Source organism: Verrucomicrobiota bacterium, assembly GCA_016871495.1.
Classification (GTDB): domain Bacteria; phylum Verrucomicrobiota; class Verrucomicrobiia; order Limisphaerales; family VHDF01; genus VHDF01.
On sequence record VHDF01000003.1, the window covers coordinates 96,658 to 108,183 of the forward strand.

Sequence of the window (11,526 nt, forward strand, 5' to 3'; positions counted from 1 at the left end):
CGTTCAGAACCGTTCAGATCGTTGAGAATCGACCTTAAGGTTTAACTGCCGAAAGCCGGAGTGAAGTCCGCGTGATCTCCGCAGGGTTGCGTTTTCAACGTTTTCCGGGGATTGGTTTCTCCATGATGCTTCCGGCGATGCGCCGCATTCTGGCGGTGTTCCTGTTCCTCACCGGACTTCCCGGGGGGATGGGGCTGCTCTGGCCGCACGCGTCGGACTTCTCGACCGGGTGGAGAATCTATCGACTCGCGGACCGCATGGCGGACACGTTTTCGTCCTCGATTACCGTGAGTTCCAAGACCAACGTCTGGATTCGGCACGGTTCGGATTTTGACCGCATTACCCGGATGGATGGATACGGGGTTCGCACCTATGCGGCGCCGGGAGAAGGCACTTTCCCCGTGCATGAGAGCCGCAGTGGCCAGTTATGGTCGATCTATAGCGAAGGAGTGATGCTTTACTTAGGCGACCGTTGGGAGGCTCATCCCATTCCGGAGATCCGCCAGTTGATCGCGTCCGAACCCCTCCGGATGATCAAGCCCATTCCGATTGTGCCCGCGGAAGTTGACCATGTTTTCATTTTACTTCCCGACCGGTTGATGAGTTATGAGGCTGACACGAGACAGGCAACGGCCGTTCTTTTGGCCGCGGACTCTGGGTTGGAACGTTTCAACGAAATGACGGAATCCATGGCTGGAGGGTTGTGGATCACGGGCCAGAGGGGCATTGGGCGTCTTGAGGGGCCATTGCGGCAGGTGCGAACGGGTCTTCGATGGCAGCCATGGCCGGGACCGGCGGGCTATCAGGCTTTTCAACGGCCGGTGGAGTCCTTCACGGGAGGGGTGGTTACGGTCGCCGAGCGAACCGGTGGGGAACGGGTGGTGACTTCCTTTCGCGCTGAGCGTTGGGAAGTGATCGAAGCGCCCTCGACGCGCGTTCGATTCGCCTGGCAGATTGAGCCCGGCCATTTTTGGGCGTGCAGCCGGGACGGGCTGTGGGAGTGGAACGGACAGGTCTGGAGGATGGTCCAGCAGAGCGACCTGGATGTGTCAGGATTCAACGACGTTGCCCTTGAGCCGTCCGGTGTGTTTTGGCTTGCCACCACCGATGGCGTGGTGCGGCGAGGTCCCAAATTCTGGACTCGATCCCGCGGCACGCAGCATCCCGAATCCACGGTCCACGTCTTTCTGGCGGATCCGGCAGGAGCGGCCTGGTTTGTCGGACCGGATGAAATTTTGCGCCACGAGGGTGGGCGCTGGGACCGGTATAAATCTCCGGCGGCCAGCGAATCCGCGTTGGAGAATGTCCGACTGGCGGCTTTCCATGCGGGGGATGCCATTTGGATTGGGCGTTCTGAGCAGATATGGCGTTTTGACCTGGCGTCGTCGCGTTTTGAGCGGCGGCCCCGCGAGTTGGGGGGGCGCAAGCTCCTGGGGCAGTTGCGGGACGGGCGCGTGGTCTTGGAGGGAAAACAGGGGAAATCCTTGGCGATGTGGATCGAAGGCAAGGAGGGAGCGGAGATGTGGTTTCAAATCGATTCGGAGGTGGGGCTCGGGGAGGAGGTCTCCGCATTCCTGCAATCAGAAACCTCGGATGTCTGGATCGCGGGCAATGGCTTGGTCTTGCGCTGGCGGCAGGGCGAAATTCAATCGTTCGGAAGGTCGCACGGATTGATTCCAGTGCGGGCGCAGTGCCTGATCGAATATTCTCCAGGCCACATTTGGTGCGGGGGCGGGGATTTGGTGCAAGAGTTTGACGGCAAGGGATGGCGGGTGATTCGCTCCGGCTTTGAGCGTGTTCATCAGATGCGGCGGATGCGGGATGGCGGGGTTTTGGTGGCCTCCACGTCCGGGTTGCACCGTTATTTCGATGGATCTTGGTCTTCCGACGGTTTGGACGAGGGGTTGCCGAGTTTGGCGGTGTATGACGCGGGGGAAGATTCCCGCGGGCGCCGGTGGGCCGCCACCGTGCGGGGTCCGGTGTTGGCCGATGAGTCGGCGGACGTGGATCCGCCCCGATCCACGGTGGTGCCGGCGCGGGAGAATCGGGGGCTGGCAGGGGCGGAATCGCACCGGTTTTTGATTCGTGGTTTCGATCGTTGGAAGGAGACGCCGAGCGAACGGTTGCTCTTTTCGAGGAGTTTGGATGGGGGCGCCTGGACGCCGTTTCAGTACGAATCTTCGGTCACGCTGGCCGGTTTGGCGGCGGGGACCCACCGCCTCGAAGTGCGTGCCATGGATCGGGCTTGGAACCGTGAGCGCACGCCGACCGTGATGGAGTTCACGGTGGTGTTGCCGTGGCATCGAGATCCGCGCTTGGTCGGGCTTTCCATCGCGGGTTGTTTGGTCGTGATGTTTTTCGCCGGATTGGCGGTCAACCGGCATCGCCGGCTCGTGAGGAGTTATGCCGAGGTGGAGCAGATTGTTGCGCAGCGAACCCAGGAGCTGGAGCGGGCCAACGAGGAACTGTTGCATAGCCAGAAAATGCGCGCGTTGGGAACGCTGGCCGCCGGGGTTGCCCATGACTTCAACAACATTCTTTCCGTCATCAAAGGATCGACCCAGGTGATCGAACAAAACCTGGAGGACCGGGACAAGGTGCTCGCCCGGGCGGAGCGTATTCGCACCGTCGTGGATCAAGGATCGACTTTGGTCAAGGCCATGCTGGGCATGGGCCGCGGTGCGTCCGAGGCTCCCGTTGAATGTGACGTTCGTGAGTTAGTGGAAGGTGCCGCCAAGTCCCTGGGGGAAGCGGTTGCCAGCGCCGCCACCCTGGACGTTCAAATCGATTCCGGCACGCCTCGTGTGGTGACCGTGCGAAACCTGGTCCAACAAGTCCTCCACAACCTTTTCGCCAACGGTGTGGATGCGATGGGCGGCGGGGGGGTGCTCCGCATTCGTGCGCGTGCCCTCACGCAGTTCGACAGTCACATCCTGCTCCCGCCCGACGGTCCGGGGCCGTGGGTGGAACTCTCTGTGACCGATTCGGGGACCGGCATGGATCCGGACGTGCTGCCTCGAATTTTCGAGCCTTTCTTTACGACCAAGGCGTTTTCCAAGCGCCGGGGCACCGGGCTTGGCCTGAGCATGGTTTATGAGATGGCGAAAGGATTGGGCATAGGCCTGCACGTGCGAACCTCCAAAGGGCAGGGCTCGACGTTCAGCTTGGTGATCCCGTTGCAACGAGGAGGGGGAATTCGCGGAGCCCCAGCCGCACTTGCTCCGGGTGGCCGCATGGAACCGCCCTTTCTCTCTCGATGAGCGCCGTGTGTTTCTGCTCGCGGGTGTCCGTTTGGAAATGAATTCAACCGCAACGCGGTTGCGGCTTTATCCCGCCAAACGGAAATAGGTTTTCGTCACAACCCCGTCGGGGTTGGATTCCATGGGCGAACCGTGACCCAAGGTAGCTCGTTCCTCGCAACCTTGGGCTTCTTGGCGGGACGATTTTGAGTTGCGTGACGTCGGTGGCGACGGGTTGAAGGACTGTTCCACCTTCGCCTTCACGTCGGCATCCCTCGTCGTCAGCAGCGGGTCAGGGGCGTTTGAGTGCTCGAAATGGTTGTTCCGGAGTTTTTGAGTGGGCCGCGATACGCCGTGGGTGGGTGAGTTGGTCTGGTTCTTGCTTTGACTCGGAATATCGGATTTCAGCCTCAAAAGTGTCGAATACGGAACGTTTCTTTCAATCTCTGAGAACTTAACTCCCAACTTTGCCATTCTATGTTCCCTCGAGCCCGCACTGCCTACTTCGAAACTGAGAGCACATCCCAAGGCCTGTTGGTGGTGGATTTGCGCCGTCAATTGACCCACGAATTGGACCCGCTGCTGGCGTTGATTTGGGAGATGTCCGACGGGGTGAATTCCGTTCCAACTTTGCTCGAAAGGGTGAAGCGACAGCTGGATCCCGCTGCCACGGAAGCATCCGTGTGGAGCGCCCTCGATTCGTTGACTGAGATGGGCTTGATGGAGCGGCGCGTGGCTTCCCCGGTAGGGCATTCCCGCCTTGCCCGCCTTCGCCAGGAAATCGACAGTGGTTTGCAGCGCCCCGTCATGGATGCAACAAAAGCGGTGTTCCATGCTCACGCGCCTGATTGAACGGCCCCCGAGATCCACGCCTAACCGATTTCACAGGTGACCTCAGGACTCTTCCCATAGGTGTGGTTTCAGACGGACGGTCTATCACGAGCGGACCTTCCCGGCGCGTCTGGAGCCCTGCTGAATCATGCTTCGGAAACGAAGCGAATCGTTCAGCAAGTTGGACAGGATTTTTAGGATAGGCAGGACTTTGACCCATGGGGTGGCTGTCCCGCGATGTGAGCATTCGGTCATCTTTTCCTTCTCTGTGGGTCCAGGGGCCTGCTTGATCGCTTGCGGGGCGATTCTGTTTTCGAGTTGAATGGCTTGGTTGAATTCGAGCCGAAAAACGACTGAAGCTTCCAATCCTCCTGTGGATGCGCAGCGTCTCTCGGTGGGGCGAAAATGGCTGTTCCGTGGTGTAGCGGCCTTGGGATTGCCGTTGGCCTTGTTTTTCTTGCTCGAGGCGGGCCTGCGGCTATTGGGATACGGCGATCCCACCTCATTTTTCCTTCTGAAGGAGGACCGGGGGGCCAGGTACTTGACACCGAACGAGAAGTTTGCCGTGCCCTTTTTTCCACCGGGACTCTTGCGCCGTCCCGTGCCGATGAGGGTGGCGGTGCCCAAGCCGGAGGGGACGTATCGCATTTTCGTGTTTGGAGAATCGGCGGCCATGGGAGATCCGGACCCGGCGTTCAGTTTCGGGCGTCAGTTGGAGGCGTTGTTGCGCGACCGATTTCCTGGAAGCTCGTTTGAGGTTGTGAACACGGCTTTCACGGCCATCAATTCACACGCGATCCTGCCGATGGCTCGGGAGTGCGCAGCCCACGGGGGGGATCTTTGGATCGTTTACATGGGCAACAACGAATTGGAGGGACCGTTTGGGGCGGGGGCGCTGTTGGGACCCCGGGCGCCTCCCATTCCGGTGGTTCGCGCCGCGCTCGCGGCCTCCTCCTGGCGCGCCGGGCAAGCATGGCGATCCATGGCAGCCCGAATGAAGGAAGGAGCGGCGGGGTCGGCGGGATGGCAGGGAATGAAGAGGTTGGTGGAACATCCGGTGCCACCGGATGATCCAGCTCGGGAGAGAGTTTATCGGAATTTCGAGGCGAATGTGGTGGATCTGTTGAAGATTGCCCGCGCCGCGCAGGTTCCCGTGGTGCTGTCCACGGTGGCTTCGAATTTGCGGGATCACTCGCCTTTCCTTTCCAGTCTGGGAATGGGAAAAAGTCGTGAGGAGGAGTCGTCCATTCGGAGCTTGGTGGAAGAAGCAGCTCGATGGGTGGATCAAGGTCGGGCTGGGGAGGCTTTGTCGCTTCTGGAAAAGCGTGGGAACGACCGAACGCTTTATGCCGAATGGCATTTTCAGAAGGGGAGGGCGTTGCTCGCCGCCGGTCAGACGAACCTGGCCTTTTCTTCATTGCAAAAGGCTCGCGATCTCGATGCTCTTCCGCTCCGCGCCGATTCGAGAATCAACGGATTGATTCGAACCTTGGGCAGGACTGGCGATGGCGTTTCCTTGGTGGATGTGGAAGGGGAGTGGATGGCGGCGGGCGATGGTGGGGCGTTGGGCGGGGAATACTTTTTCGAGCACGTCCACTTCACGTTTGAAGGAAACTATGGTCTTGCTCGCGCAGTGGCGGAGGCGGTTCTTCCCCGTTTGCCGGCATCCCTTCGCGCCCGGGATCGTGGAGGTTGGGCCGAGGTGGAGTGGACGCGCCGGGTTTTGGTTTATTCGCGCTGGAGCGAGTTGAGTTCATGGGAACAGATGGCGAGGCGAATCTCGGGACCTCCATTTACGAATCAATCGACCTTTCGAGCCACCGCCGACGCTTACCGAAGCAAATTGGAGGATTTGCGCGCAGGCATGAACGCTGCCGAATTGGGTCATGCTCTGAATGCAGCGCGTGAGGCCGTCGAGAAGACTCCCTCCGATCCGCATTTGGCCACGCAGTTGGCCCGGTTGTTGGAAGCGGAGGGAAACATTGAAGAGGCGGTTTCCACCTGGCGGAGGGCGAGGTCGTTATTACCCGAGGCCCTGACGAGTCTGTATGAACTTGGACGGCTGGCGCTGAAGCAAGGAAAGCCCGACGAATCCGTGGATGCGTTGAGAGAGGTCATGCGGCGGCGTCCGGAAGCGATGGAGGCGGGGTTGGAGTTGGTCCGGGCATTGGCGGGTGGCGGTCAACTGCCGGAGGCTTTGAGCCTGGCGGAGCAGTGGGTCGGGAAGGCTTCGGAGTCTCCCGAGGCGTGGCTGGTGTTGGGAGCGGTTCGCGAGCGATCGCAACGGACGAACGAGGCCATGCTGGCTTATCGGGAAGCGGCCTCGCGGGGAAGCGAATCGGCTCGAGTGTCAGCGAGTTTGGAAGCCGCCCGAGTCCTCAGCCTTTCGGGACGTTTCGGGGAGGCGGCGGAATGGTATCGACGTGTGTCTCTCGCCCAGCCCGGCAACGCCGCTGCGCGGCTCAACCTGGCGGATGCGCTCGCCAAGGGAGGACAACGTGAGGAAGCCACCACGGTCCTGAGGGAACTGATTGCAATTTACCCGCAGCATTGGGAGGCGAGATATTTGTTGGGGATCGAACTGGCGATGCAGCAGAAAGTGAAGGAGGCGGAAGCGGAGTTCACCGAGGTCATTTTGCTCAAGCCGGACTTTGCCCGGGCGCATTTGAATTTGGGTGTCGCTCTGGCGCAGCAGCAGAGAATGGGGGAGGCACTCGCGCGATTTCAGGAAGTGCTGAGGCTTGACCCGAAGAATGATCAAGCCCGGCAATATGTGAAACTTATTGGGGAGTTGAAGTAGCCCGGCGCTGCGGGTGGGTGATTTCGATGGATGAGGTTGACGAAGCAAGGGCGTTGGTGGTGAGTAATCCTCCCGGCCAGCGCACGACCACAGCCGAGTTTTCGGACGGCGGCGCGAAGACCTGGACGGCACCGTGCTGAGACCAATAGCCCGAGCCGGCTTGAATCTCCCGAGATTGAGTGCGCCCGTTGGATGAACGAACTTGCACCAGGGCGCCGAGGGCGGAGGGATTGGTCTGATCTCCGCGCAAGGTGACTCGAAGTCCCGGTGGCGCTCCACGATTGCGGTAGAGTTTGGTGGCAGCACCGTTCTGGGTAATGACCAGGTCCGTGCGCCCGTCCCGGTCAAAATCGGCGGCCGCCGCCGCACGTTGCTCTCCGTCAGCGGCCAGTCCGCTTTGCCGCGAATTCAGGGTTGCGAATCCTCCCGTCCCATCTCCCAGTGCGAGCAGTCCCCGTCCGCCGTCAAGACGGGGCCGGTCCGCGGGAAGGCCAAACAAGTTTTGAGCCAGGGCCAAATCCTCGAAGCCGTCATTGTTGAAGTCCATGACCGCGATGCCGAAGATGGGAGCGAACTGAGCCGCGGACGGGAGAGGGGATGCCGCGAAGTAGTCTCCGCGATTCAGGAGGACGATCGATTCGAAAACGGTGGAGGAACGCGTGGCGAAATGGGACGCGTGTTCGCCAAGTGCTTCTTCGGTCGAGGCTCGGGCGAAAGAGGCATGACTGGGGAATCGGCTTGGCAATGACGGCAGGAGCCGGGAGAGGCTCGTGAGACTCGCCCAAGGAGCAAAGCGATCCGCTTCGGGATTCCAATAGGACTCAAAGCATTCGACCGTGCCGTCGGAATCAACATCCGCAAAACGAATCTGGATGCCGTGTTTTTGCCTCGAGGCGTAGAGAGAATTGAGACCCCAATTGCCGGCGACAAGATCCAGCTTTCCATCCCCGTCGAAGTCGCCGCTGGCCACGCTGATCCAATGTCCGGCGAGATCGGACAAGGTCTTGAGCCCGGCACGGGACGCTTCGTGTTCCGAGGACTCGCGCCATTGCACTGGAGGATTCCAAGGTTGCAGGTGGCCCTGATGGCTTTGGAAAACTTGGATCGGGCCCCACTCTCCGGCCAGAACGAGCTCAGGCCATCCGTCCCCGCTGAGATCGGTCCACAGGGCCGCGGAGACGAGTCCGGCTTGGGTGAACTGAGCTGTAAGGTTGGAGTCGATTTGCCACCGGCCTTCCTGGAATTTGAGCAGCAGCGAGGAGGCGGGAGCGGGGTACTGGCCCGGACGGGCGCGTCCTCCGACGAAAAGCACTGGGGGCGAATTGGAAAAAAGTGAGCCCATGGCCAATGGACCGAACGCGCTGGTTTGGGCGGAGACCACGTCGAGGGGGGTGAAGCCAGGGGAGGAGATTTCGCGCAATCCAGGACCGAGAGCGGTGCCGTCTTCGAAGTTTGACAACGCGCTGAGAATTGCCGCCGGCTTGTCTTCCCGCTGAGTCATGAGCAAGCCTGCGAGATCCCTGGACACGGGCGAGCGAGTCCAGGGCGTTTCCGATCGTTGAAGTCTTCCTGCGGAATTGAGGAAGACGGCGGGGGTGCCACTTTTGCCTGAACCGAGAACGAGGTCATCCCAGCCATCCTGATTGATATCGCCCCAGGCCGCGGCGGGACCAAGTTGACTGAGCCGCTGGGGGAGGAGCGGTTGGCGCGACCAATCGTCGAAGGTGTTCTCGACGTGCACATGTTGGAGCATTTGGGATAAATCCTCGAACAGCGGCGGTGGGGAGGCGGTCTGGGGGCTCGCTTCCGCCTCGGCGCGGGTTTCCTCGATTTCGTAGAGGTGGTTGGGGGCGGCGTTCGTGATGAACGTTTCGCTTCCGCCGCGCCACGCGATTTTGATGGAAATGCCCTGCCGGGAATCACCGCACGCAAAAGTGCGCACGCTGTCGTCCCCGGAGAGATAGCGTCCGCCCGCGATCATTTCCTGGCTCTGTTCCGGGAGAGGGGGTGACCGGACGGTGATGCGGGCTCCGATGCCCTTGGTATTGGGGGCGCGGCCGCGAAGGCGGATCGCGATGCGTTCCCCTCCACCCTCATTTCGGTAAAGTGCGGCGGCCTCATTGAAGTTGTTGAAGACCACGTCCGCGTCGCCGTCATTGTCGAGGTCCGCAAGGGCCATGCCCTGGGAGACAGCGGCCAGATTGAAATTCCATGCTTGGGAGCGATCCTGGAAGCGAAGTCCGTGCTGATTGCGGAAGGCGAGGTTTGGGGTGGCGAGGCGGGGGAAGGCTTTGCGGGCTTGGAAGATTTCGTGAGCGCTCAAGGTCCGTCCGGCGCGCAATCGCTTGATTTGTTCCGCCACGTCCGCGTCGCGGGCGGCGCGTTCCATGCCGTTGGAGACCAGCACGTCCTCCCAGCCGTCGAGATCGACATCGAGGAAGAGGCAGGTCCAGGACCACTCGGTGGCATCGAGGCCGGCGAACGCCGCGATGTCGGTGTAGGTGCCGTCACCACGATTGAGGAAGAGCGTGTTGAAACCGTATTGTGGACGTGTTTCGAGATCCCCCACCGCCACCGGCATGAGGATCGCTTCCGGAATTTCACGAAGACGTTGCGCGTGGCTGCGGCTGGCCATGTCGAGGACGAGAAAATCGTCCAAGCCGTCGCGGTTGATATCCGCGAAATCGACGCCCATGGAAAAGCGGCTCGCATGCCGGAGGCTGTGGGCGGGAGCGAGTTGGAAGCGTCCGCCGCCACGATTGATCCAAAACCGGTCCTCGGTTTGAAAATCGTTGCAGACATAGAGATCGGGAAGCCGGTCTCCATTGACATCTCGGATCATCACCGAGAGCCCCCAGTCGAGCGGCGGATGCGTGAGCGGCTTGCCTTGGGCATCAAGGAAGCGGCCGCGGGTGAAGGGGGCGAGGACGAAGTTTGTGCCGCGCTGGCTGAGATAGACCGCGTCGGGTTCACCGTTTTCGTCGATGGTGCCGCCCGGACCGACGGTGAAGCGGTCGCGCAAGTCCGGCTCTTGAACCGAGCGTCCGTTGAAGGTATCCATGACTGTTTTGCCCCCGCTACGTTTGAATGTGGCGCGGGCATGGGGGATGTCGAGCAGGCCGGATTGACGGTAGTTGGCGATGTAGAGATCGAGAAATCCGTCGCCATCGAGATCGCCGAGGGCGAGGGACATGGCGCCCCGATTCGTGTTGAGGAGAAACGGCGCGGGGGTGAAGCGGCCGCGCGAGTCGTTGTAGAAGACGAACGTTCCATTCCCGAGCGTGTTGACCACGAGGTCGAGGTCATGATCGCCATCGAGATCGGCGAAAGCGCATCCGGTGGAGGTGAGGTTTGGACATGCAAGAGCCGGGGAGGAGAGTGGGGTGATTTCCTCGAACCTCCAGCGACCGAGATTGCGATAGAGGCTGTTCTTGCCGTGGGTGCTGGTGAAATAGAGGTCGGTCCACCCGTCGCCATCGACGTCGCCCGCCGCGAGTCCGGCGCCGTTGAGCAGAATCTGGTTGGTGAGATGACGCGATTCCGGGACGATGTTGGTGAAGCTGACGCCGGTGCTGTCCGGTGTGAGCAAGGAGAATCCTGGGGGACGCGTGCCGGGTTGGAGTGGGGCGGCTTTTCCTCCGGGGATGGGTTTCCAGTCCAATGCGGGAACCTGGAGTGAGCTTAGAAAAAGGGCGAGACTCAGACAGAGTGATCTGAAGCCTCGGCTCATCATGGAGGTGAGCAGGGCCGTGGACCTGGGCTCACGGATCGAGTTGGAGGAGTAGGAGACCAAAGTGGAAGGATCGGATAAGGGCCAGGCGGGAGTCAAATCGAGAGCAGTTTGAGGTGAGGAGGGTGAGAGGCATCCGTGTTTGGTGGTGGAGGCGCGGCTTTCGCGCCGGTTCAACGTCCGCGCACCCGCTGGCGAATGTTTGGGAGGAACGAGCTACCTTGGGTCACGGTTCGCCCATGGGGGCCAACCCCAACGGGGTTGTGACGAAATCCTATTTCCGTTTGGCGGGGTCAAGCCACAACCGCGTTGCGGTTGAATTGATTTCCAAACGGCAACCCAAGGTAGCTCGTTCCTCGCAACCTTGGGCTGGAGGACACAATCCCTTTGGGATTGAGGGCGGGATTCCGTCGCCGTGGGCAGTGCCCATTCTGTGGCCCATTGAGAAAAACACGACGAAGAATGAGGCCTATCTTTGATGGATCTGGTGAGTGATTCGGAAAGGCTTTATCGCCTGGACCTTGCGAAGTTTCATGAAGGGCAACGGCCGTTTTCAGCAAAAGAACTCCGCCGGGTCGAGGTGCGGAATGGTGAGTAACTTCAGCATCAAGTTAGTCGGGAGGTGAAACGGGGATTCATCGTCAGTTGGGGGGGGGCGGCGCGGATTCAGGGGCCGGGATTAAGGCTCTGGCTGGTTCCTGGAAAAAAGCAAAGCCGGGCCTTGCGGCCCGGCTTTGTTGGGGGATCTGAGTCTAGTGGATCCGTTTCAAACTATTGTTTGGAGCGGAAGAACTTGGCGGGTCCGTCTGCGGTGGTTTCGTACGGACTTTTCGCGTTTTGCACCGGAGTGTACGGGCCTTCGACGTTGACCGCTTGCTCGAGGTTGCCCCCGCTGAACGTGACCGTGACCTTGCCCGCTGCGGCGC

Annotated in this window: 4 protein-coding genes; 3 read left to right on the forward strand and 1 reads right to left on the reverse strand. The window is 60.7% G+C overall.

The features are described from left to right. The first annotated feature begins 122 nt into the window (after positions 1-122). The 3 genes from FJ404_01630 to FJ404_01640 all read left to right on the forward strand — a co-directional run bounded on the left by FJ404_01630 (position 123) and on the right by FJ404_01640 (position 6,870). Entirely contained in the window at positions 123-3,260 is a 3,138-nt protein-coding gene (locus FJ404_01630; GenBank protein ID MBM3821582.1) for a hypothetical protein, read from the forward strand. 456 nt (positions 3,261-3,716) lie between these two features. Next, on the forward strand, positions 3,717-4,091 hold the full coding sequence (locus FJ404_01635; GenBank protein MBM3821583.1) for a hypothetical protein: 375 nt from the start codon (positions 3,717-3,719) through the stop codon (positions 4,089-4,091). 301 nt (positions 4,092-4,392) lie between these two features. Next, a complete protein-coding gene (locus FJ404_01640) occupies positions 4,393-6,870 on the forward strand; it encodes a tetratricopeptide repeat protein (GenBank protein ID MBM3821584.1) in 2,478 nt (825 codons plus the stop codon). Here FJ404_01640 and FJ404_01645 read toward each other — a convergent pair. Then, on the reverse strand, positions 6,851-10,603 hold the full coding sequence (locus FJ404_01645) for a hypothetical protein (GenBank protein MBM3821585.1): 3,753 nt from the start codon (positions 10,601-10,603) through the stop codon (positions 6,851-6,853). The two genes, FJ404_01640 and FJ404_01645, sit on opposite strands and share 20 nt — an antisense overlap. Positions 10,604-11,526: the final 923 nt, after the last annotated feature.